At 48.7% G+C, this 23,181-nt stretch carries 21 protein-coding genes; 13 read left to right on the top strand and 8 right to left on the bottom strand.

The window, feature by feature from the left end; translation table 11 throughout:
• Nucleotides 1-49: 49 nt before the first annotated feature.
• From cyoE to coxB, 3 genes are read right to left on the bottom strand one after another with little or no spacing between them, the layout of a single operon-like run.
• Nucleotides 50-970 (bottom strand): heme o synthase, encoded by a 921-nt coding sequence (cyoE, locus tag NBZ79_RS04130; RefSeq protein ID WP_251935770.1) that lies wholly within the window; start codon nucleotides 968-970, stop codon nucleotides 50-52.
• A 19-nt stretch (nucleotides 971-989) separates the two neighbouring features.
• Nucleotides 990-2,594, bottom strand: coding sequence for a cytochrome c oxidase subunit I (gene ctaD, locus NBZ79_RS04125; RefSeq protein ID WP_251935768.1), 1,605 nt, complete (start codon nucleotides 2,592-2,594; stop codon nucleotides 990-992).
• A gap of 23 nt (nucleotides 2,595-2,617) precedes the next feature.
• Nucleotides 2,618-3,469 (bottom strand): cytochrome c oxidase subunit II, encoded by an 852-nt coding sequence (coxB, locus tag NBZ79_RS04120; RefSeq protein WP_420854559.1) that lies wholly within the window; start codon nucleotides 3,467-3,469, stop codon nucleotides 2,618-2,620.
• A 486-nt stretch (nucleotides 3,470-3,955) separates the two neighbouring features.
• Between coxB and tldD the strand changes: the two genes are divergently transcribed.
• Nucleotides 3,956-5,389 (top strand): metalloprotease TldD, encoded by a 1,434-nt coding sequence (tldD, locus tag NBZ79_RS04115; protein ID WP_251935764.1) that lies wholly within the window; start codon nucleotides 3,956-3,958, stop codon nucleotides 5,387-5,389.
• A gap of 17 nt (nucleotides 5,390-5,406) precedes the next feature.
• On the top strand, nucleotides 5,407-6,213 hold the full coding sequence (locus NBZ79_RS04110; RefSeq protein WP_251935763.1) for a hypothetical protein: 807 nt from the start codon (nucleotides 5,407-5,409) through the stop codon (nucleotides 6,211-6,213).
• Nucleotides 6,214-6,219: 6 nt separating this feature from the next.
• Here NBZ79_RS04110 and NBZ79_RS04105 read toward each other — a convergent pair whose 3' ends face one another.
• Both NBZ79_RS04105 and NBZ79_RS04100 read right to left on the bottom strand, forming a co-directional pair.
• Nucleotides 6,220-7,587 (bottom strand): glutamate--cysteine ligase, encoded by a 1,368-nt coding sequence (locus NBZ79_RS04105; protein WP_251935761.1) that lies wholly within the window; start codon nucleotides 7,585-7,587, stop codon nucleotides 6,220-6,222.
• 146 nt (nucleotides 7,588-7,733) lie between these two features.
• Nucleotides 7,734-8,471 (bottom strand): 16S rRNA (uracil(1498)-N(3))-methyltransferase, encoded by a 738-nt coding sequence (locus NBZ79_RS04100; protein WP_251935759.1) that lies wholly within the window; start codon nucleotides 8,469-8,471, stop codon nucleotides 7,734-7,736.
• A 98-nt stretch (nucleotides 8,472-8,569) separates the two neighbouring features.
• On the opposite strand from NBZ79_RS04100, the gene ubiA reads away from it, so the two are divergent.
• Nucleotides 8,570-9,499 carry a 4-hydroxybenzoate octaprenyltransferase gene (gene ubiA / locus NBZ79_RS04095; protein WP_251935757.1) on the top strand — a complete coding sequence of 310 codons (930 nt, stop codon included), beginning with the start codon at nucleotides 8,570-8,572 and terminating at the stop codon, nucleotides 9,497-9,499.
• An 80-nt stretch (nucleotides 9,500-9,579) separates the two neighbouring features.
• Nucleotides 9,580-11,088 (top strand): UbiD family decarboxylase, encoded by a 1,509-nt coding sequence (locus tag NBZ79_RS04090; RefSeq protein WP_251935755.1) that lies wholly within the window; start codon nucleotides 9,580-9,582, stop codon nucleotides 11,086-11,088.
• A gap of 15 nt (nucleotides 11,089-11,103) precedes the next feature.
• Here the strand turns inward: NBZ79_RS04090 and NBZ79_RS04085 are convergent, their stop codons facing one another.
• Nucleotides 11,104-11,853 carry a carbonic anhydrase gene (locus NBZ79_RS04085; protein ID WP_251935753.1) on the bottom strand — a complete coding sequence of 250 codons (750 nt, stop codon included), beginning with the start codon at nucleotides 11,851-11,853 and terminating at the stop codon, nucleotides 11,104-11,106.
• Between the two features lie 134 nt (nucleotides 11,854-11,987).
• Between NBZ79_RS04085 and NBZ79_RS04080 the strand changes: the two genes are divergently transcribed.
• From NBZ79_RS04080 to NBZ79_RS04055, 6 genes are all read left to right on the top strand, one after another.
• Nucleotides 11,988-12,758 (top strand): sulfite exporter TauE/SafE family protein, encoded by a 771-nt coding sequence (locus NBZ79_RS04080; RefSeq protein WP_338056133.1) that lies wholly within the window; start codon nucleotides 11,988-11,990, stop codon nucleotides 12,756-12,758.
• A gap of 62 nt (nucleotides 12,759-12,820) precedes the next feature.
• On the top strand, nucleotides 12,821-14,176 hold the full coding sequence (locus NBZ79_RS04075; RefSeq protein WP_251935749.1) for a TldD/PmbA family protein: 1,356 nt from the start codon (nucleotides 12,821-12,823) through the stop codon (nucleotides 14,174-14,176).
• On the top strand, nucleotides 14,173-14,976 hold the full coding sequence (locus NBZ79_RS04070) for a 3'(2'),5'-bisphosphate nucleotidase CysQ (protein ID WP_251935747.1): 804 nt from the start codon (nucleotides 14,173-14,175) through the stop codon (nucleotides 14,974-14,976). The genes NBZ79_RS04075 and NBZ79_RS04070 overlap by 4 nt, the downstream gene beginning before the upstream one ends.
• A 122-nt stretch (nucleotides 14,977-15,098) precedes the next feature.
• Complete coding sequence (locus NBZ79_RS04065; RefSeq protein ID WP_251935745.1) at nucleotides 15,099-15,266, top strand: hypothetical protein; 168 nt, start codon at nucleotides 15,099-15,101, stop codon at nucleotides 15,264-15,266.
• A 587-nt stretch (nucleotides 15,267-15,853) separates the two neighbouring features.
• Entirely contained in the window at nucleotides 15,854-16,516 is a 663-nt protein-coding gene (locus NBZ79_RS04060; RefSeq protein WP_251935743.1) for a PEP-CTERM sorting domain-containing protein, read from the top strand.
• A gap of 150 nt (nucleotides 16,517-16,666) precedes the next feature.
• Nucleotides 16,667-17,287: a VPLPA-CTERM sorting domain-containing protein gene (locus NBZ79_RS04055; protein WP_251935741.1), complete on the top strand. Its 621-nt coding sequence runs from the start codon at nucleotides 16,667-16,669 to the stop codon at nucleotides 17,285-17,287.
• 52 nt (nucleotides 17,288-17,339) lie between these two features.
• Here the strand turns inward: NBZ79_RS04055 and NBZ79_RS04050 are convergent, their stop codons facing one another.
• Both NBZ79_RS04050 and xseA read right to left on the bottom strand, forming a co-directional pair.
• Nucleotides 17,340-18,155 carry a M23 family metallopeptidase gene (locus tag NBZ79_RS04050; protein WP_251935740.1) on the bottom strand — a complete coding sequence of 272 codons (816 nt, stop codon included), beginning with the start codon at nucleotides 18,153-18,155 and terminating at the stop codon, nucleotides 17,340-17,342.
• A complete protein-coding gene (xseA, locus tag NBZ79_RS04045; RefSeq protein WP_251935739.1) occupies nucleotides 18,152-19,573 on the bottom strand; it encodes an exodeoxyribonuclease VII large subunit in 1,422 nt (473 codons plus the stop codon). Before xseA ends, NBZ79_RS04050 begins: the two co-directional genes overlap by 4 nt.
• A gap of 97 nt (nucleotides 19,574-19,670) precedes the next feature.
• On the opposite strand from xseA, the gene purD reads away from it, so the two are divergent.
• The 3 genes from purD to NBZ79_RS04030 are packed head-to-tail and all read left to right on the top strand — an operon-like array spanning nucleotide 19,671 to nucleotide 23,139.
• The gene (gene purD, locus NBZ79_RS04040) at nucleotides 19,671-20,954 is read left to right on the top strand and encodes a phosphoribosylamine--glycine ligase (protein ID WP_251935738.1); all 1,284 of its coding nucleotides are present in this window, start codon (nucleotides 19,671-19,673) and stop codon (nucleotides 20,952-20,954) included.
• Between the two features lie 18 nt (nucleotides 20,955-20,972).
• On the top strand, nucleotides 20,973-22,043 hold the full coding sequence (locus NBZ79_RS04035) for a phosphotransferase family protein (RefSeq protein WP_251935737.1): 1,071 nt from the start codon (nucleotides 20,973-20,975) through the stop codon (nucleotides 22,041-22,043).
• A 46-nt stretch (nucleotides 22,044-22,089) separates the two neighbouring features.
• Nucleotides 22,090-23,139, top strand: coding sequence for a phosphotransferase (locus NBZ79_RS04030; RefSeq protein WP_251935736.1), 1,050 nt, complete (start codon nucleotides 22,090-22,092; stop codon nucleotides 23,137-23,139).
• Nucleotides 23,140-23,181 lie beyond the last annotated feature (42 nt).

The raw sequence follows: 23,181 nt of genomic DNA, 5'->3' as shown, positions 1-23,181 counted from the left end.
AATCCAGTTCCGGGTGCGCAGTTTTTTCTTTCGATCATCATCTGACATACTAAACAACGGCCTTCACCAGACTTTCGCCTAGAAGAATGGCGAATAGTAAAAAGAGGTACAAAATGGAATAGGCAAAGAGCTGCTTGGCGCTGCTCTCATCCTTCTTAGCAAAAACTTTAATCGCTCCCAGGATAAATAGACCGCTCAAAATTGTCGCACCGAAACCATAGAAGATCCCGGCATATCCGAGAAAATACGGCATGATAGCTACTGGGAATAGCAGGATACTGTATAGAACCACTTGTTTGCGTGTCGCCTCACGGCCTGCCACAACAGGCAGCATGGGGACACCGGCTTTTGCATAGTCAATATCGCGCCAGAGCGACAGCGCCCAGAAATGCGGCGGCGTCCACATAAAGATAATTGCGAACAGAACCATGGATTCAACGCTTACATCACCGCTAACAGCTGCCCAGCCAATCATTGGAGGGAATGCACCTGCCGCACCGCCAATTACGATATTTTGCGGTGTACGCCGTTTCAGCCACATGGTGTAAACGAAAACATAAAAGGCAATGGTGACGGCCAAAAGAATAGCCGCCACATAATTGATCACCAGCCCCATCAAGACAACGGAAGCAACAGACAACGCCGTTCCAAAAGCGAGCGCTTCGTTGGCAGTTACTCGCCCTGCCGGGATCGGACGCGCTTGTGTGCGGTCCATAATTGCGTCGATATCCGCGTCATACCACATATTAATGGCACCGGATGCGCCGGCGCCAACTGCAATACAAAGCAATGCCGTAAAGGCGAGGACAGGATGCAGGGTGCCCGGAGCAACAGCCATGCCAACCAATCCCGTAAAAACCACAAGCGACATCACGCGCGGCTTCAGCAGCGCGAAATAATCGCCAACCCGCGCCGGTTCTGTTTGGGCGCGGGTTGAGATGGTTTCTTTTAAGACGCTTGTGTCAGACACAAGTTACTCCTGTAAAAATTTACTTGATGATCGGCAGTTCATTGAACTGATGGAATGGTGGAGGAGAAGACAAGGTCCATTCCAAAGTCGTCGCGCCTTCACCCCATGGATTATCTGCTGCCCGTTCACCGCGCATGAAGGCGTGGAGTACCGTAATCAGGAAGATGAGAACACCAACCGCAGAAACATAGGAACCATAAGAGGCAATCTCATTAAAGCCGGCAAAAGCATCTGGATAGTCCGGAATACGACGCGGCATACCTGCCAACCCAAGGAAATGCATTGGGAAGAAAATCATGTTCACGCCGATAAAGGTTACCCAAAAATGTAAATGCGCGAGTTTTTCAGAATAGTTATAGCCGGTCATTTTAGCGAACCAGTAATAGAAGCCGGCGAAAATCGCGAACACGGCACCCAAGCTCAGAACATAATGGAAATGGGCAACAACATAATAAGTATCATGCAGCACCACATCCAAACCTGCATTGGCCAAAACCACTCCTGTCACACCACCAACGGTGAACAGGAAGATGAAACCAAGCGCCCAGACCATCGGCGCCTTGAACTCGATGGAGCCGCCCCACATTGTCGCAATCCACGAGAAGATCTTGATACCGGTCGGCACTGCGATCACCAGGGTTGCCACAAGGAAGTAGGCCCGGGTATCGACATTCATCCCCACCGTATACATATGATGGGCCCACACAACGAAACCAACGGCGCCAATAGCAACCATGGCGTAGGCCATGCCGAGATATCCGAACACCGGTTTGCGGCTGAATGTGGACACAATCTGACTAATGATACCAAATCCCGGGAGAATAAGAATATACACTTCCGGGTGACCGAAAAACCAGAATAGATGCTGGAACAGGATCGGATCTCCGCCGCCTTCAGCGTTAAAGAAGGTTGTTCCGAAATTCCGGTCTGTCAGCAACATCGTAATGGCGCCAGCCAACACCGGCAGAGACAAGAGCAGCAGGAATGCGGTAACCAATACGGACCACACAAACAGGGGCATCCGATGCATTGTCATGCCTGGCGCCCGCATATTGAAAATCGTCGTGATAAAGTTAATCGCACCCAGAATTGAAGAAGCGCCGGCCAGATGAAGGCTGAGAATACCAAAATCAACAGCCATCCCCGGATGTCCTATGCTGGACGAGAGTGGCGGATACATAGTCCAGCCACCACCAACGCCGTCGTTCCCGGCAGGACCTTCAACGAAAATTGAAATCAGCAACAGACCCAGAGCTGGCGGCAACAGCCAGAATGAAATATTGTTCATTCGCGGGAACGCCATATCCGGCGCTCCGATCATCAACGGGACAATCCAGTTCCCAAAGCCGCCAATCATAGCCGGCATCACCATAAAGAAGATCATGATCAGGCCATGACCAGTAACAAGAACGTTAAAGAAATGGTAGTTACCATCTAACAATTGATCGCCGGGCAATTGCAATTCCGCCCGGATGATAACAGACATTGTGCCGCCGATAATACCCGCGATCACCGCGAATATCAGATACATTGTTCCGATGTCTTTGTGGTTTGTCGAATAGACCCAACGCTTCCAACCGGAAGGGGTATGTTCGTCGTGAGCGGCCGCTGAACCGTATGCCATAATCTTTGCCTCTCTTTAACTTGTTATTGTGCGCTAGGGGATGCGATTTGGGCGAATTTAATCGCCGGCGCATCGCCACTGGCGAATTCTTTTTTAGCTTCAACGAGCCATTTTGCGTAGTCTTCTTTACTGACAGCTTTCACCATGATCGGCATAAATCCGTGGCGTGTACCGCACAGTTCCGAACATTGTCCGTAATAGGTTCCGGTTTTTTCAATGCGCATCCATGTCTCGTTTAAACGACCAGGGACCGCATCCATTTTCACACCCAGTGCAGGCATAGCCCAGGCATGCAGAACATCCTCAGCTGTCACAAGGACACGGATATTCGTGTCAACCGGCAATACAATGGCGTTATCTGTTGCGAGAAGGCGGGGCTGGCCAGGTTTCAATTCATCTTCTTCCAGCATTACCGCTTCAAACGCCAGATCGTCTTCATCGGTATACTCATACCCCCAGTACCACTGATAACCGATCGCCTTGATAGTCATATCCGGTGTCTCAATGCGATCACCGTAATACAGCAATTTCAAGGACGGGATCATGATCACGATCAAAATCATGATCGGAACCACAGTCCAGAGAATTTCGATAAGCGTGTTATGGGAAGTTTTTGAGGGAGTTGGGTTGGCTTTTTTATTGTACCGAAGCATTACATAAATAAGCAGTAACAGCACGAAGACAGAAATGATGCTGATGATCCACAAGAGCATGTCATGAAACACCTGCTGATCCGCCGCCACCGGAGAAAATGCTTCCTGTAAGTCCAGTTGCCACGGAAAAGGTTGCCCCTGCTCCGCCGTTGCGCTTCCCATCGTCAAAATTGTCACCGCGCTGGCAGTGAAAAGTGCGATAAGTTTTCTAACCATACCCATCTCTAATTCCCGTTCTTAATCACTTACGTGCATGTCCACCCAAATCTGCAAACTACTATACGCGCAGCCGAACAAATTTTGGACAGTTTTTTGATTTATAGTCAGTCTATTGATGCAAATCAAAAATGTTTCCATTTAGCTGCGCGGGAAACTACACCACGGACACAGCAAAGAACAAGCCTAAGACTGCATAATAAATACCATCTTCAACCAACTGCGTCTCGAATATCACACAGCAGATTAGAAAATTTTAACGATATCAATTGCTTAATAATAATTGCCGCTGTGTCGGGAATTTAACCCAAACGAATGGTCATCTGGAAATTTTTCAAGCCATTGTGACACTTTGTCACACCGTGAATGCCCGATGCCAGAGAATTTACCCAGAATCTTTTTACTTCCCTGTTCTGCATCTCGACAATTGGCCACAAAAGGCACATATTTAAGTCATAATCAAATTGGCAAAATGTATCTGGAGTTTCCTAAATGACCGACGTAACGACTGCAAATCAGATGTTCTTTGATCCGACAAATATGGATCGCGGAGCTGTGGAAACTCTGGTCTCGGACGCTTTGAAGAATGCAGATGACGGTGAACTTTATTTGGAGTACCGGCAATCGGAAGGATTTTCCTTTGACGATGGGCGACTAAAAAGCGCGAGTTTTGATACAACTCAAGGCTTTGGGTTGCGTGCTGTCGTTGGCGAAGCAACAGGTTTCGCTCATGCGTCCGAATTAAGCGAGCAAGCCATTAATAACGCAGTCGACACGGTTCGTGCCGTGCAAACCGGCCGAAGTGGACAATCTGCACTAGCCCCGGCTGGCGCCAATCGGGCATTATATAGTGACGAGAACCCCCTGACGGAAATCCCGTTTGATGCGAAAGTCAAGGCGCTGGCAGAGATTGATGCTTATGCCCGCGCCAAGGATAATCGGGTAGTGCAGGTCTCCGCGTCCCTTGCCGGATCTTGGCAAGGCATTGAGATTATCCGTTCCGGCGGAGAGCGATCTGGTGATATACGCCCCCTTGTACGCCTCAATGTATCCGTTGTTGTGGAAAAGGACGGACGCCGGGAAACCGGAAGCCACGGAATGGGCGGCCGGACTGGATATGATTTTTACCTGGAAGAAGAAACCTGGAAATCGGCTGTCGATGAAGCCCTGCGTCAAGCGGTGGTCAACCTCGATTCAGTTGATGCTCCGGCAGGAGAAATGGATGTCGTCCTTGGCCCCGGATGGCCGGGTATAATCCTGCATGAAGCAATTGGCCATGGCCTCGAAGGCGATTTCAACCGTAAAAAAACATCCGTTTTTTCGGACCTTATTGGTGAACGGGTTGCTGCTCCGGGCGTTACTGTTGTCGATGACGGCACCCTACCGGATCGTCGCGGCTCCCTCAGTATCGATGATGAAGGAACCGCAACATCGTCAACAACACTTATTGAAGACGGTATCCTAGTCGGCTATATGCAAGATCGCCAAAATGCTCGTCTGATGGGCGTCGAACCAACGGGCAACGGCCGTCGGGAGAGCTTCGCACATATGCCCATGCCACGCATGACCAATACCTATATGCTGGGCGGAGACCGAAATCCCGAGGAAATTCTTAAATCCGTTAAAAAAGGCCTGTTTGCTGCGAATTTTGGCGGCGGGCAGGTGGATATCGTTTCCGGGAAATTTGTCTTTTCCTGCACCGAAGCCTATCTCATTGAAGATGGAAAATTAACCGCTCCGGTGAAAGGGGCAACTCTCATTGGAACGGGCAGTGAGGCCTTGAAGAAAGTCACGGCTATTGGCGATGATATGGCTCTCGATAGCGGCATCGGGACATGCGGAAAGGCAGGCCAAAGCGTACCAGTTGGAGTAGGTCAGCCAACGATGCTTGTCGAAGGACTGACTGTTGGCGGCACTGCGAGCTAGCTTAATGGAGTAAAAACATGGGGTGGGATCGGCGTATTTTTCTACCCATAGGGCTTATTGCCTCAATGGTGGCTTCATGGGCTGTCGCCGAAGACTGGTTACCACCCGGCAGCACGACGGAAATGTCCGGTGTAAAACCGGCCGAATTACTGGATCCCTCTCAGGAGTTCTCAGGCCAGATTTTGCTTGGCCGCTTACTTTTTCGCAGTCCCAGCATTCTCGGTGAAAAAGCTGTTCGCATAGGTATGTCCTGTGACAGTTGCCATACCAACGGACATGTCAATACAAGCTTCTACATTGAAGGGTTATCAGATCTCCCAGGGCGAATAGACGTAACTCATCGGTTCTGGCAGGCGGGCTTTGAAGACAATACCGATAATCCGATTGATATTCCCAGCCTTAGAAATGTAAAGAATAAATCCGAATTCGGTACAAGAGTTATCTTTTCGAGTTTACCTGCCTTTACAAGACATGTCATAGCAACAGAATTTGCTGGCCCCCAAGCTACAGGAGTCGAGATCAATGCCCTTGTATCCTATATGAGTTCGTTGGATATCAATGGGTTAGATACTAGATATATATATGAGGAAACTGATATAGACAGCCCATATACAGATTTACTCTTCGGCCCGGTGGAGGATCAGGACTTTCCCCAACTTGATGTACTTATCGACTTGATCCGGGCGGATCTTGGACGGCAGGTGTCAAACGACACAGAAGAGGAAATCAGTGAGAAAATCCGGTTGATGCTGTCTTTGCGTACCTCTGCTGCGGCGGGTAATTATGAAACGGCGAAAGTTTTTCTGGAAAAACTCCGGCGCTAAGCGCTTCTAATAGGCATATTCCGTGAATGCAGGATCTGTTGATTCTTTCCAATCCCCATAATATTTGAGCAGCATCTCATCTGCTGGCGTCATTCCGGTTTCGACTGTCGTTTTTAGGGCATTCAGAAAATGGGTTTCATCTTCGCCAAAACTATCGAGCCGTTTTCGCGCCTTTAAACCGACTGTCGCGATATCCAGCACATCCGTGGCTAATTCTCGCATGGTCCGACCATCGGGAGTTTCTGTCTTCAGGGCGTGGGTAATCACATCCTCACGCATACGATGGCGGTCTTCCATCGTCCAGTCCTTGACCAAATCCCACGCACTTTCCAGCGCTACGTCACTATATAACAGACCAACCCAAAGCGCCGGCAATGCGCAAAGCCGGCGCCATGGACCACCGTCCGCGCCGCGCATTTCCAGGAACCGCTTCATGCGTACTTCCGGAAAAAGCGTTGTAAGATGATTATCCCAATCCACAAAATTTGGCCGTTCGCCTGGAAGTGCCGGTAATTTTCCATCCATAAAATCACGAAAAGATTGTCCGCTGGCGTCGATATAGGTTCCATCGCGATACACGAAATACATGGGAACATCCAATGCATAATCCACATATCGCTCGAATGAAAAGCCATCTTCGAAGACCCATGGCAACATGCCCGTGCGATCCGGGTCCGTATCAGTCCAAATAAAACTGCGATGGCTCAAATGGCCGTTTGGCCGCCCTTCGGTGAAGGGGGAATTGGCGAACAATGCCGTTGCGAGGGGTTGCAGTGCCAGACTCGTTCTAAATTTCTTGATCATATCCGCTTCTGATCTGTAATCCAGATTAACCTGCACAGTGCAGGAGCGAAACATCATATCACGTCCGTGCTGGCCTCGTTTTGGCATATAATCCCGCATAATCTGATAGCGGCCTTTGGGCATGATCGGTGTTTCGTCCAAAGTCCATTTAGGACTAAATCCAAGACCTAAAAATCCGACACCGATTTCATCACCAACTTCGCGCACTTGCGCAAGATGTGTATGCACTTCGCTACAGGTTTGATGTAAATTCTCAACAGCGGCGCCGGAAAGCTCAAGCTGTCCTCCTGGTTCCAGACTAACGGAACAGCCTTCCATCGTCAGGGCGATTACATTGTCGCCTTCATAATCCGGTTGCCAGCCAAATCGTTGCAACCCTTCAAGCATTGCTTGAATACCGCTGGGGCCTTTATAGGGAAGGGGTTCTAGGGTTTCCAGTTTGAAGCCGAATTTTTCATGCTCCGTGCCAATACGCCATTTCTCCGGCGGCTTGTTCCCGCTTTCAGCGAACTCGACAAGTTGGGCCTTATTCGCGATTTCATTCGCGTTACCTGCTGCAGGACCGGACATCTTTTCCCCTTATTATGCAATGGCCGGGCAACGCGCCCCTCGTCCGGCCTCGATAACCTGAATTAATGAATTGTGACGGTCGCTTCAAGTCCAAATTTCGAAAACTATCGAACAATGCGCTAATTCTGTGATTGCTGATACTTGTTTTACCAGTCACCGCAAGTTGCTTGTAGCAGCGACAATCCTGCAATAACAGCGGTTTCCGCTCGTAGAATACGTCGCCCAAGTGATATAGCAACTGTATTTTCTCGAGCCGAAATAAATTTACTTTCCTCTTCTGTAAATCCACCTTCCGGGCCAGTAATCATGGACCATTTCCGGTAATCCTTGAATTGCGGCAATATATCAAGCGCTGCATTTCCAGACCGTCGCTCATCGCAAAAGATGAGCAATCTGTCTGGCGCCAGCAATTTTATCGCATCATCGAGCTTCACAGCATCATGAATAATTGGAAGATTTAATCGCTCACATTGCTCCGCGGCTTCGAGAGCCTGCAACTCAAGTTTATCCTTTTTAAGACGTTCGGAATTTGTCCGCCTGGTTAGGACGGGATGAATTTCTGCAACGCCGAGCTCGGTTGCTTTTTGAACAATCATATTCGTCTGGATTTTTTTTACTGGCGCAAACAATAAATGAATATCAGGTTCTTCCTCCTGACTACGCAATTGTTCGGTTACATGGACCAAACAGTGATTTTTATGAACTTCCTGCAATACACCAAGCCATTCACCATCACGACCATTGAAAAGTGCTATTCTCTCACCAGCGGCACGTCGCATGACGGTAGCTATGTAATGAGATTGTGGTTTATCCAGGACGACCCCCAGATCCTGTCCAAGATTGCTTGTCACAAAAAGCCGTACAGAATATTGTTTGGTTTTCATAGCACCGCCTATTCAATAAATTCTACAGTTTAATATTGCGGCAAAAGCCGAATGATGTCATCTCCTTCCCAATAGACCACGTAGAGAAAGTGCTCAAGATGCGCCGGCCCGATAAGATCATTGCAGATGCCAGTAAACAAAACTGGGTGGATCTATATGCGCCAGTGGCTATTCAGCCCTATTTGAAATTATCTCGCATTGATCGCCCCATCGGCACATGGCTACTACTTTTTCCCGGCCTATGGTCTATTGCTCTCGCTGCTCCTGTTGGAGAAATACCCGATTTGCAGCTTTTCATCTTGTTCGGGATCGGCGCATTGGTCATGCGCGGTGCCGGATGTACCCTTAATGATATTGCAGATCGAGATTTTGACGGCCAGGTAGAACGAACGCGCAAGCGCCCATTACCCAGCGGACAGGTAACACTTATGCAAGCCTACCTCTGGCTCGCGTTACAGTGTTTTGTTGGTCTTTTGATTCTGATCCAATTCAACCTTTTCGCCATTTTTCTTGGGGCTGCAAGTTTGATTTTGGTTGCCATATATCCATTTGCAAAACGCTTTACCTATTGGCCTCAGTTTTTCTTGGGGTTAGCATTTAATTACGGCGCCCTTCTGGGCTGGGCCGCGGTCACCGGTAACCTTGGTAGCGCCCCCATCATCATGTATGTTGGCGGGATTGCTTGGACGTTGGGCTATGACACAATTTATGCTCATCAGGACAAGGAAGATGATGTGCTGATCGGCATTAAATCTACAGCCCTTAAATTTGGCCAGAATACGAAGATCTGGCTTATGGGATTTTATGCAATTACTGTTTTAGCGTTACTGGCTAGTGGTTACATTGTTGGGCTTACGGCGCCGTTTTATACATTTATGGCTGGCGCTGCCGTTCACTTGATCTGGCAAATTAGGTCACTTGATATTGATGACGGCGATTTATGCCTTCTCCTGTTTAAATCCAACAAATTTTTTGGCACTCTTGTTCTCATTGGTATCATCGGCGGAAAATTTGTGGTTCCGTTCTAGGCAAAGATGGAAATTAAGTAGCCCCGAACTGGCTTCTACGCCATAGTTCGCGGTAATGATAGATTGAGGATTACGACGTTATGTCTTATGGGTCACTCCGCGATTTTATGGCACAACTGGAAGCCACAGGCAAACTTGTCCGGGTTACGGAACCGGTATCAACTTATCTCGAGATGACAGAGATCCAAACCCGTCTGCTGGCGGAAGACGGTCCGGCAGTGCTGTTCGAGAATCCTGTGACAGAGACCGGTGAAAAAAATACCATGCCCGTTCTCGCCAACCTGTTCGGAACCGTTGACCGAGTTGCCATGGGAATGAACCGTGAGCCTGAGCAATTGCGGGAAGTCGGCGAGACCTTGGCGTTTTTGCGTCAACCCGAGCCGCCGGAAGGTTTACGCGAAGCCTTGGGCATGTTGCCGGTTTTAAAAACGGTGATGACCATGCGCCCGAAAACGGTCAAATCCGCCCCTTGCCAGGAAGTTGTTCTGACAGGGGACGAAATTGACCTCGATATATTGCCAATCCAGACGTGCTGGCCCGGTGAACCGGCGCCATTGATCACCTGGCCACTCGTTGTGACTAAAGGTCCTGGCTCCAGTAAATCAGATGACTTCAACCTCGGTATCTACCGAATGCAGAAGCTTTCAAAAAATCAAACCATAATGCGTTGGCTAAAGCATAGGGGCGGCGCCCAGCATCATGCGCGTTGGGGACAGGAAAAAACTGACCCCCTCCCCGTTGCGGTCGTTATTGGCGCTGATCCCGGTACAATCCTTGCCGCGGTAACACCTATCCCCGACAACCTGTCCGAATATCAGTTTGCCGGCTTGTTACGGGGAGAAAAAGTGGAATTGGTTGATTGCAAAACCATTCCTCTCAAAGTCCCGGCAAGTGCTGAAATTATCCTCGAAGGCCATGTGTCCTTGGATGACTATCGGGATGAGGGCCCGTATGGTGATCATACGGGATATTATAATTCGGTCGAAACCTTTCCGGTTTTCACCATCACGGCTATTACCATGCGGAAGCAGCCCATATACCTAACCACCTTTACCGGCCGCCCGCCGGATGAGCCCAGCGTATTGGGCGAAGCATTAAACGAGCTTTTTATTCCCCTCATCCAACAGCAATTTCCAGAAATCGTTGATTTCTGGTTGCCGCCGGAAGGTTGTAGTTATCGGATCGCCGTTATCTCAATGAAAAAAGCCTATCCCGGTCATGCTAAACGGGTGATGATGGGTGCCTGGTCCTACTTACGACAATTCATGTACACTAAGTTTTTGATTATTGTTGATGACGATATCAATGCACGGGACTGGAAAGATGTCATGTGGGCCATGTCCACGCGCATGGATCCGGTTCGTGATATTACCACCGTCGAGAACACCCCTATCGACTATCTGGACTTCGCATCGCCGGAATCTGGTCTAGGCGGCAAAATCGGACTGGATGCTACAAATAAACTTGCACCGGAAACATCGCGGGAATGGGGCGAAAAGATCCGTATGGACGATGCGGTTATTAACAAAGTTGATGACCTTTGGGAAAAACTTGGGCTGCCCGGCAGCGGCAAAAACATCTGGAAATAACAATGTCCCTGCCCGTCATTTTTCCTGCAATATATATCGGCGATTGAGTGGCTGCACAGGCCGGTGATTATTTTCATAAATCCTGCTCAACGCGGCGATCTGATCTTTAGAGGCGGTCAGGCTTTGCTTGTACAGATGCCAGGTTACATTTTCTGTACAGGGCGGCATGGTCAGCGACCCTTTGTAGCGGAAGAACCGGTTATCAACTGGGATCATTTGCATCGGATCGATAATCTGGTTTCCTGTTTTCTGACCTTTCGAAGACGGCGTATTATCCAATATGGATTGCAACGTGCTATTGGCGGGCCCTTCAAGAAACAGCACACCTAGAATAAAGAGCTCGCCCTCATCCGATGCATGTACAAAACGCGCCTCTAGGGGGAATTGACGGCCATCAACAATGTGGCCACTCCCGTGATGAAGACGAATTTCTCCAAATTTATATGTCTTGCCACCATAGAGCAGACTGCCACCAGTACCCAGTGGCTCGATAGAAACCATATGACCGTCATTGGTGACTGTTGGTTTGAATTGCTCCAACTCCAGAAACACCTCCGGTACATTTGCTGCGAAAGCTTTAGAAGATTGTATCGCGACAGGAGACTGTTGGTTACCTGCACAGGCATGGAAATCTGGCCCGAGCCTCGACCATTTCTCCGGTCCGTTGGCTCCTTTATACGACCAAACGCTTTCCGCAGCATAACTGGACATAACCATCAGGCTGATGCTCGCGGTAAGAATAAAGGCAACGATCAATCGTGACATGTGAGATATCCTTAGGAATGTGCAAATTACTATGACATATTGTCATCAAGAACATCTGATTTAAGTCTGAAAGTCAAATTTGCCATATATCCTGCTCTTCCTCGCGTCGCACTAGAAATCCGATATCTTTTCGAATGACCTTTATTTCAGACCCCGTATTTTATCTAATCGCCATACCGGCGGTTGTAATGATTGGAATTTCGAAAGGAGGGTTTGCCGGCTCCTTAGGTATTCTGGGTGTCCCCCTAATGGCTCTGATCATTCCCCCCCTGCAGGCCGCCGCTATTATTCTACCTATTTTGTGCTTTATGGATATCTTTGGATTACTTGCCTATCGCAAAAGAGCGGATTGGCGCAACCTCTGGTACCTTGTTCCAGGAGCTATTGTAGGAATTTTCATTGGGTTTTTACTCTTCAATCACCTGAGCCCAAGTTTTATAAAAATTTTACTGGGCGCTATCTGTATTGTTTTTACGCTCAATCACTATTTAAGAAAAAAACCGGCAGATTATAAAACGAAAGCGAATTTTTATAAGGGATCCTTTTGGGGTTCAATTTCAGGATTCACCAGCTTTGTATCTCATGCTGGCGGCCCACCACTTCAGTTCTATATGCTCCCTCAGAAGATCGATAAAACGCTTTTCGTCGGCACATCTGTCTGGTTCTTTTTCATTATCAATTACGCGAAGCTCGTCCCCTATGGTCTTCTCGGTCAGTTTTCGACTGAAAATCTTGGGACCTCACTGGCCTTAGCACCATTAGCGCCATTTGGAATCTGGTTGGGAATAAAGCTGCACAAAATAATTCCTGAGGTCATCTTCTATAGAATTGCCTATTTATTGGTGCTTGTTACCGGTGGAAAATTACTGTGGGATGGAATAAACGGAACTTTTGGCGTTTTCTGATTCCCTTTTTCCCTCATGCCGCCTATTTATGAGGAAGTGAATTATTTTTACACAAGGTATCCATGTCCACTCAATACACAAATGAGCAATCCTCGCTCGTCATTCTCGACGACCTTATTTCATTGGCCCGAAAAAAGGGCGCCGAAGCGGCTGATGCAGTCCGCATTCAGGGAGCTTCGACCAGCGTCACTGTACGGTTGGGTGAAACCGAAGAAATAGAGCGCTCTGAAGCTCATGATCTTGGACTACGGGTTCTGATTGGCAAACAGCAGGCCTTTGTCTCATCAAACGACACCAATCCTGACGTGCTGGAAGAATTGGTCGACCGGGCACTGGCCATGGCCCGGAATATGCCGGAAGATGAGTTTTGCGGCCTTGCTGAAAAGAGCCTTCTAGCTGTCGAGTTTCCGGAACTGGACCTCTATGATGATACTGAACTTAGTGCCGAAGCCATTGTTGGAATGGCAAAAGAAGCTGAGGACACGGCTCTTGCTGTCGATGGGGTGACTAACTCAGAAGGCGGTGGTGGATCTTTTGGACATGCGTCGATCGCACTCGCGACTTCAGATGGGTTTCGCGGCGCCTATTCCTCATCCAGCTTTTCCGTCAGTGCGTCTGTCATCGCTGGTGAAGGCCTCGGTATGGAGCGGGATTATGATTATGACAGTCAGCGGCATTTCACAGAGCTTAAATCTCCCGCAGAAATTGGTCGGCGCGCCGGAGAACGAGTGGTAAAACTCTTAAATCCGCGAAAAATGCCAAGCGGTCAGGTTCCTGTGATTTATGGCGACCGTGTTTCAGGCAGTATTCTGAGTCATTTCGCTGGGGCTATTTCAGGATCCTCCATCGCCCGAGGTACCAGCTTTTTAAAAGAAGAGATGGGTAACAAAATTTTCGCCGACGGGATCAATGTAATAGACGATCCACATCGCTTGCGCGGACCGTCCTCGAAACCATTCGACGGTGAGGGTGTCGCTAATGCACGGCTTGACTTAGTAGAAGATGGTATCCTTCAATGCTGGATACTTAATTCGGCATCCGCCCAGCAACTTGATTTAACAAGTAATGGACGGGCTTCCCGGGGAACCGCATCTCCCCCCGGAGCTTCAACGACCAATCTCTATATGGAAGCAGGAGATGTCTCGGTATCGGATTTGATCAAGGACATCAAATCCGGCCTTTATATTACAAGCCTTATTGGATTTGGTATCAATGGAGTCACCGGTGATTACAGCCGGGGTGCGTCGGGCTTCTGGATAGAAAATGGTGAAATTCTTTTCCCGGTTTCAGAACTAACGGTCGCGGGAAATCTAAAGCAGATGTTTTTGAACCTGACGGCTGCGGATGACCTTGAGTTTCGTCATGGCACCAACGCCCCAACACTCCGTATCGACGGCATGATGGTTGCTGGAACGTGACAGCTGATTTCACAAAAGATCACTCGCTTGTCGCCGGAGCGGTACGCGAGGCAGGTGATATTGCCCGTCGCTATTATGACGGCAATGTCGAAAGCTGGGAAAAGAAACCGGGGGATCCTGTAAGCGAGGCTGATCTCGCCATTGACAGTTTTTTGAAAGAACGCCTTATGACCGCCCGACAGGACTACGGCTGGTTATCTGAGGAAACGGCAGATGATCCTTCGAGACTCAATAAACATCGGGTATGGGTCGTTGATCCGATAGATGGCACCCGCTCCTTTATCGCGAAGAAACCCGAATTCACTATCTGCGCCGCACTGGTGGAGAATGGCCTGCCGATCCTTGGTATCGTCTATAATCCCATCCTCGAGGAATTCTATGAAGCAGAAACTGGGAAAGGCGCCTTTTTGAACCAGGAACCTATTACCTGCAGCTCTCGCTTCGATCTGGACGGGGCAACCTTGTTGACAAGCCGCAAAGCGTTTGAATGGCATGGCTGGATTGACGACGTTCCCGACGCCACCTTCAGCCATGTAAACTCCATTGCCTATCGCATGGTAAAAGTGGCCTCCCGGCATGTGGACGCCTCCCTGTCTTTTGCCGCGAAAAGCGACTGGGATATTGCAGCGGCGGATATTATCCTGTCCGAGGCGGGCGGAATATCCACAACGACCTCAGGGGAACCACATCTATATAACCGGGAGAAAGTCGTTCATCGTAATGTCATTTCCTGCGGTAAATCCCTACACCCGCTCCTGATGGAAATGCTAACCAGTTACGGCAACGAAAAGAAAAGTTGAACCAACCGCAGAGCTTATTGCCTGGATCCCGGCAAAACCTTGAATTGCCCGGAACTAATTGCCAAATATCCGAAATATCTATATTTTGCTGCTACGTTCTATATTAGTATGAGATGATGACAATGAAACTTCACAGAAAACTTATCCTTTCCATCCTGGTTCTCTCTCTCGCGGGTTTTGTCAGCGGCTGTGGGAATACCTGGCGCGGTGTTAAAGAAGATACAAGCAAAACCATGGACAGTGCCGGCGACGCTGTCGTCAAAGCGGGCGAAAAACTCAAATCAGAATAATCTCTGATTATTTCTATAAAAGCGTAGTGCAGAACTTCTGCGCTACGCGCTTACCGGTTGCGGGAAGAACTGGTTGTAAATTATTGTAGTTACACCACTTATCATAATATAGCCTGCAGTATCTACAGATGCCCGCCCGGTTAGCGAGCCGGTGCAGCCGTTGATCCCCAACAATTTCTAATAAAATTAGAAAACTTCAATATAAAAATCCACAACTGATTCGAATCACAAAAAAATTAACTATAACTAAAAAATAATTAACCATATAACCAAAAATTAACCATAAAAATTAACCATAAAATGTTGGATTTCCCACAATATTGCCGCTTTTTTTGTTAAATTTTTATGTAATATTGGCGACTCAATTGATAGGCAATTTGCTCTAATTTACAGTTATTTTTATTTAGATCAAACACTTATAAGGCGTTCTTGCCTTAAATAATCCACAATTTGCCACATTTACGCCACATTGACCCATCTGCATTAGATTCATATTATACGATTAGTTGGTGTTTTGGCGCAGCGCGACAATTAACTTTTGCGTCTTGTTTTTTAACGATTTCGTTCTTTATAAAGGGGAAATAAATATGAAAAGTCTATTGGCGGCCGCTGCTTTTGTAGCCGTGGCTTTAACTACTTCCATAGCAAGTGCTGCTTCACTTGGTATTGTTGGCGGCAATAATTTCGTCCTTAACAGTGGCTTTGATCTTAACGCTACAACCGGTCTTTCAGCCGGTGACACTGTAAAGAGATGGACAAGAAATAACGAAGCCGGTGGCGGAATATTAACCGGTGCGCCAACCACTCTCAAGTTTACTTATCTTGGCAGTGAAGCGGCACATTTTAATTCCTTCGTCGACACTTCTAGTGGGCATGATGTCCTCTTTGATAACGAAAACTCCAGTGTTTATGATATGGCGACATCATGGGTTACAAGTGACGGCTTGCTTGGCTTCGAATTTGAAACTGAGTACAGAGTTTGTTTCTTTATCTTCTGCAAGGACGTTAAAAAAGAAGCAGAAAATGATGGTGACATCGATAGAGGTCTTTCAATAGCTCTCTTCCAGGATACAGACGGTTCATTGATCGCTTTGTTTGGGGATGGCTCTGGTGACTCTGATATGGATGACATGGCTGTTCGAATTTCAGTCGTTCCAGTTCCTGCCGCGTTGCCGCTCTTCGGTGCAGCACTTCTTGGCATGGGCTTTCTGGCACGTCGTCGGAAACAGAAAGCTGCTCTGCAAGCTTAATTTAAACGCTATCTACGGATAGAAACGGAAACGGCGGTCCTCTGGGCCGCCGTTTTTCTTTTGCGTTTGGTACATTTATCTAAATAAATTAACAAAATATTTGCGTTCTTGCCCTATTCCTCAAAGAAAGTGTTTTCAAAGGGCAGAACCATGAAATTAATTTCCGCGGCGTTAGCCGCTCTATTACTCTTTGCCTCTCCAGTTGAGGCGTCGACCGTTTTTGATTTACGCGACAAGGGCGGATGGTCGAATAGCTTTGGTTTCAGCGAAGATGGCATCGGTCTTTCCGTCTATACCGGGCGACAGGATGGCAGCGGTGTTACCACGAATTACTATGATTGGCTGTATCAATCCAATGGTAATGGATTAGGAATGTATTCTTCGGGCAATAGTAAAAACCGGGAAATCGATGGTAAGAACGCAAACGAGACTATGCAGTTTCTTTTTGATACCGCCGTGCAGCTTGTCAGTATCACGTTCGGAAAAGTTGACAGCAATGACGACTTCGACTTTTATTTCGATGATGGCAGCGGATTGACCGAACAGGAGGACGACATCGACATTCCCAACGGTGGAAAATTCGCTTTCTCTGACCTTTGGATAGGGACCTTATTTGGCATCGGCGCCGATGGCTATGATGACAATTTTACAATCAAGAAAATCGAAGTGGCCGCTGTTACTGCTATTCCTCTTCCAACTGCTTTATCGCTCTTTGGTGCGGCACTGCTCGGCATAGGATATATGGCACGCCGCCGCCGGACGAAAGTCTAACGGCTTTACTCCAGTCAGGTAAACCTTACAGGGACGGGCTTCGGTCCGCCCTTTAGTTTTTGGGCATCGGGCCCAAAAGAAGTTCGGGATCCAATCGCTCCTTAAACCAGTTGAGGCGCCAGTCCAGATGGGGGCCTGTCGCACGGCCGGTTTTCCCCATCTCTCCGATCTTGGTTCCTTGCGTCACAAACTCTCCTGGAGCGACATCCAGCTTACTTAAATGGGAATAAACGGAAACCAGGCCATGACCGTGATCTATCATGACTGTCCCGCCCGTATAGAAAAGGTCTTCCTCGACCATTGCTACCATGCCATCGGTGGAGGCCAGGATTGGCGTTCCGACAGGAGCTGCTACATCCAGACCAAAATGTGGGCGTTTCGGAATATCGTTTAAAATTCGTTGACTGCCATAGACACCGCTTACCCGCCCCACCGCCGGCCATTGCCAGCCGGATAGGTACCATTCCTCTTCCGTGTCAATGGCTCGCAATCGAGCAATTTCTCCATTTTCCTTTCGGATACGCTTTAGAAACTTCTCACTCGGGGTTACTTTGGACGGCGGCAACCCTGTGAGTCGTTCCGTTGGATAATTGCGTTTTTCAATTCTCAGAACGCGTCGCTCCATCTCGCCCGTCGGAAGTTCTACGATCAGTGTCGCTGTATCCTTAAAATCCCGGCCAAAGCCGAAGACAAAGCGTCCAGATTTAGCTACTCGAACAGGCTTTCCTTCAAATATGACGTTAGCTTTCGGGTCTGTTTTCCCAAAAATCAATCCGCCTTGTTTAAAATTACCCTCCAGCTCCATCGGTGACGACCAGGCAAGGGCCGGAAATATCAAAATACCGATCAGTAAGCCGAACCGGATCATAAAAGCTGCCCTTGTTTTGATTGAGAGCTACCGGCTTTTGGCTTTTTAATAGCCGTCCCCCGATTACCAAATATGGCGTCAGCTTTTCCATCTTCGAATTCGACGGTAACAACCCGGCCAGCCTCTGCGGATTTAACCGATGACAGCGGCTTGCCTTCCTCATCCCACACAATACTGTATCCTCTTTTCAGGACCCGCCGGAATGAGAGGCTTTCCAGCAACCGGCTAACGGCTGCGACGTTATCCTGCGCCCGCTCCTGCCTAACCATGATGGCCCGACTCATGCGCCCATCAAAATTTGCGAGCAGATCGGTACGCCCTTGAATACTTCGTTCCAGAATTTGGGGCCGCAATCGTGCCTCGGCCGCTCCGAATTTCTGGGTTTTGACAGCTAGACCGTTCGACATGGATTGACGCAACCGGTTATCCAAGTGATCCAGATGCTGTGATTTATCGGCGATGTAAGAATTGGGGTCGCGCAATCCCCGCGCCAGCCCTGCAAGCTGCTCCCGCTTTTGTGAAATTGATCGGTTAAAGCTTTGCTTCGTCCGGCGTTCCAGGTCATCAACGTAAGCGAGCAGATCTGAGCGTACCGGAACTGCCATCTCTGCCGCCGCAGTTGGCGTTGGCGCCCGACGATCCGACACGTAATCGATAAGAGTGGTATCCGTCTCGTGCCCCACCGCTGAAATTAGGGGAATTTTACTTTCCGCTGCTGCACGGACCACTTCTTCTTCATTAAAGGCCCAAAGATCTTCAAGGCTGCCACCACCACGTGCCACAATAATAAGATCAGGCCGCGGAATATCCTGCTCCCATTCAAGAGCATTAAAGCCGCGAATTGCCGCGGCAATTTGCTCTGCGGCGGTCTCTCCTTGTACAAGAACCGGCCAAAGCAGGACATGGGTCGGAAAGCGATCTCGCAGTCGATGCAAAATATCTCGGATTACCGCCCCTGTTGGCGATGTCACCACACCGATAATTTTTGGAATATAAGGTAAAGATTGTTTGCGCTCCGGATCAAACAACCCTTCTGCGCCAAGCTTCTTTTTCCGCTCTTCCAATAGAGCCATCAAAGCACCAACTCCGGCGGGCTCCATACGCTCAATTACAATTTGATATTTGGAGCGCCCGGGATAAGTTGTAAGCTTGCCCGTGCAAACAACCTCAAGGCCGTCTTCCGGTCGAAAAGTCAGTTTTTGCGCCGTACCGCGCCACATTATTCCGTCAAGAACGGCCTTGTCATCTTTGAGCGCAAGATAGACATGGCCGGAAGCCGCGCGCTTCAAGCCGGAAATTTCAGCCCGAACACGGACATGCCCGAAGGCGTCTTCAACAGTGCGCTTAAGAGATCCGCTTAATTCGGAAACCGTATACTCGTGGATATTGGAGCTATCGCTTTGATAATTTTCTGACACTATTCGCCCATAAGGTTATTTTGCTGCGCGGCGCGCTATGCTACAAACTCTACACCGTCCATTGGGTGCGGTGAAATACTAATTTATGCGGAATGAAATGAATATACTGGTTATCGGCTCAGGAGGCCGTGAACACGCACTTTGCTGGTCTCTCAGCAAATCCCCCTTAATTGATACACTTTATTGTGCGCCCGGAAATGGCGGAATCGAAGGGGTCGCTACATGTGTGCCGATGGCGGTCGACGATATCCCGGCGATACTGAATTTCTGTCAAGACAACGATATAGGTTTCGTTGTTGTTGGGCCAGAACTACCATTGGTGCTTGGTTTGGTGGATGCGCTAAGCGACGCCGGGATCAAGTCGTTCGGCCCGACGTCAGCGGCTGCCGCTTTGGAAGGATCCAAAGGCTTCATGAAAGATCTCTGCCGAGATTTTGATATACCAACGGCAACTTATGCCAGGTTCACCGAAGCCACTGCCGCCAAGGAGTATGTTGCAGACAGCCCCCTTCCCGTTGTTATAAAAGCTGACGGATTGGCGGCTGGTAAAGGCGTGATTATTGCCCAGACCCTGGAAGTCGCAACAGCTACCATCGATGATATTTTTGACGGGCTTTTCGGCGGCGCGGGAGCGGAAATTGTTATCGAAGAATTTATGGTCGGCGAAGAAGCCAGCTTTTTTGTTCTAACAGATGGTGAAAATATTTTACCTCTCGCCACCGCGCAGGACCACAAACCGGTTGGTGATGGCGATACGGGTCCCAACACTGGTGGCATGGGCGCCTATTCGCCAGCTCCGGTGATGACGGAAGAAATGATAAAGGCAACAATTGACCAGATTATCAAGCCAACGGTTGACGCAATGAAATTGCGAAATACACCCTTTAAGGGAGTTCTCTATGCCGGTCTTATGATCACGGAAACCGGGCCTCGGTTAATCGAGTACAACGTGCGATTTGGCGACCCGGAATGCCAGGTACTTTGTGCCCGGCTGGACAGTGATTTGCTCCCTGCGCTAATGGCAACGGCAACAGGAGAGTTGCCAGATGTTAGATTGAGCTGGAAGCAGGATGCAGCCCTTACAGTAGTTATGGCAGCAGAGGGATATCCTGAAGCTTACGAGAAAAATACTGTCATCAATGGATTGGCCGAGGCCAACGGTATTGAAGATGTGACAGTCTTTCATGCAGGCACGAAAAAACAGGCTGAAAAGATACTTGCCGTCGGCGGGCGTGTGCTTGGTATCACAGCAACGGGAAAAACCATTAAACAAGCACAAGAAAAGGCGTATAGTGGTGTTACATCAATTGATTGGCCCCAAGGTTTCTGCCGATCCGATATAGGTTGGCGAGCTGTAGACCGAGAAAATCGGGACCAATAACCAAAAGAAGAGGCATAAATGTCCGAACAAGAAGGCCAGTTTTCTGGCACAATGGAAGTCCGCGAACGACATAAATTTGAAGTCGATGTGCTGGAAGCATATTTAAAGAATAATATTGCCGGGTTCCGCGGCCCGCTGGAGGTTGCACAATTCAAGGGTGGTCAATCCAATCCCAGCTATATGCTGACAACACCGTCGAAAAAATACGTCCTTCGGCGAAAACCACCGGGAAAACTGCTTCCCTCCGCCCATGCAGTGGACCGTGAATACAGAGTGATTACGGCATTAAGCGATACCGCTGCGCCGGTGCCTAAAACCTATTGTTTGTGTGAAGACGAGTCCATCATAGGAACGATGTTTTATGTCATGGAATTCATGGACGGAGATATCGAATGGGATCCAGCTCTCCCCGGCTACTCGAAAGCCAATCGGGTTGCAGTATTTGACAGCATGAACGCCAGCATGGCGGCATTGCACAGGGTTGACTATAAATCTGTTGGCCTTGAAACCTTCGGCAAACCTACAGAATATCTAGCGCGGCAGATCAGCCGCTGGACCAAGCAATACCGGGCATCGGAAACCGAAACGATCGACGCCATGGATAAATTGATGGATTGGCTACCAATGAATATTCCTCCCGGTGAGGAAACTGCTATTGTGCATGGCGATTACCGTCTTGATAATACGGTTCTGGACAAGGAAACTCATAAAGTCATTGCAATTCTGGATTGGGAGCTTGCAACTTTGGGCCATCCCTTGGCGGATTTTTCTTATCACTGCATGACATGGCGCCTGGAACCGGAATTGTTTCGCGGCCTGAAGGGTCTCGACTTACCGGCCTTGGGTATTCCGACAGAGGAACAATATGTAGAGGCTTACTGCCAACGAACCGGCCGGGACAATATTGAAAATTGGGATTTTTATGCGGCCTATAACATGTTCCGGCTCGCCGCAATTCTTCAGGGAATTGTTGGACGTGTTAAAGACGGTACAGCTTCCAACAAAAGTGCCGCCGACGTCGCAGTGCGGGTCAGGCCTCTTGCCGAACGGGGCTGGGAACAAGTTGAAAAAATGATGAAGGACGCTTGATCGCTTCACTTTAAAATACCAATAATAAGAAAAAACAGGATAAGTTATGAGCGATGGCACGGAAATCATCCCCGTTCGGGAGATGCATCAATTTAACGAAGGCGCCTTATTCGATTATCTGACAGAAAATGTTGACGGTTTTTCAGGTCCGCTTTCCATCAGTCAGTTTCAAGGCGGTCAGTCAAATCCAACCTTCTTGTTGCAAACGCCAAATCAGGATTATGTCATGCGCAAAAAACCGCCCGGCGTTTTGCTGCCATCGGCGCATGCTGTGGATCGTGAGTACAAAGTCATCTCGGCATTGCAAAATACTGATGTTCCTGTACCCCGGACTTTTTGTTTATGTGAAGACCCTGAAGTAATTGGTACAGCCTTCTATGTGATGGAGAAGATTGAAGGACGGGTAATTCGCTCTCCAGAGATACCTGGCATGGCGCCCTCTGAACGGGCGGCCACCTATGATGCAATGAATGACGCACTGGCTCAATTGCATTCCGTTGACGTTGATGCGGCAGGCCTTTCGGACTTTGGCAAGAAAGGAAGCTATTTCGAACGCCAGATCGGCCGTTGGAGCAAACAGTATCGTGCTTCCGAGACAGATCATCTCGAGATGATGGAAAATCTTATCAACTGGTTGCCGGCGAATTTGCCTGCCAGCGACGAAACATCGGTCGTGCACGGCGATTATCGGTTGGAGAATATGATCCTGCACCCAACCAAACCAGAGGTATTGGCCATATTGGATTGGGAATTATCAACACTCGGTCACCCGTTGTCAGACCTTGCGTATAATTGTGCCCCCTATCATTTCATCCATCCTAAAAGTGGAGGACTGGTCAACATGGAATTTGCCGCCACGGGCATTCCGACAGAAAAAGCCTATGTGGATGCTTACTGCAGACGGACCGGACGAGAGGGTATCGACAACTGGGAATTTTACGTAGCCTTTTCATTCTTTCGCTTAGCTGCAATTGTCCAGGGTGTCTATAAACGGGGTCTTGACGGGAATTCCAGTTCGAAAGTCGGCAATGAATATGCCACTTTCGCAAATATGCTGGCAACTCTCGGCTGGCAACAGGTCGAAAGCGGGCAATAACTGGTCGCCTTTAAGACCAACAAGGTAAAATTTAGCGATTAT

The sequence above is a fragment of the Sneathiella marina genome (genome assembly GCF_023746535.1).
In the GTDB taxonomy this organism is placed as follows: domain Bacteria; phylum Pseudomonadota; class Alphaproteobacteria; order Sneathiellales; family Sneathiellaceae; genus Sneathiella; species Sneathiella marina.
The sequence above is the reverse complement of the archived record's forward strand: the minus strand, read 5'-3'. Positions and strand labels throughout refer to the sequence as shown.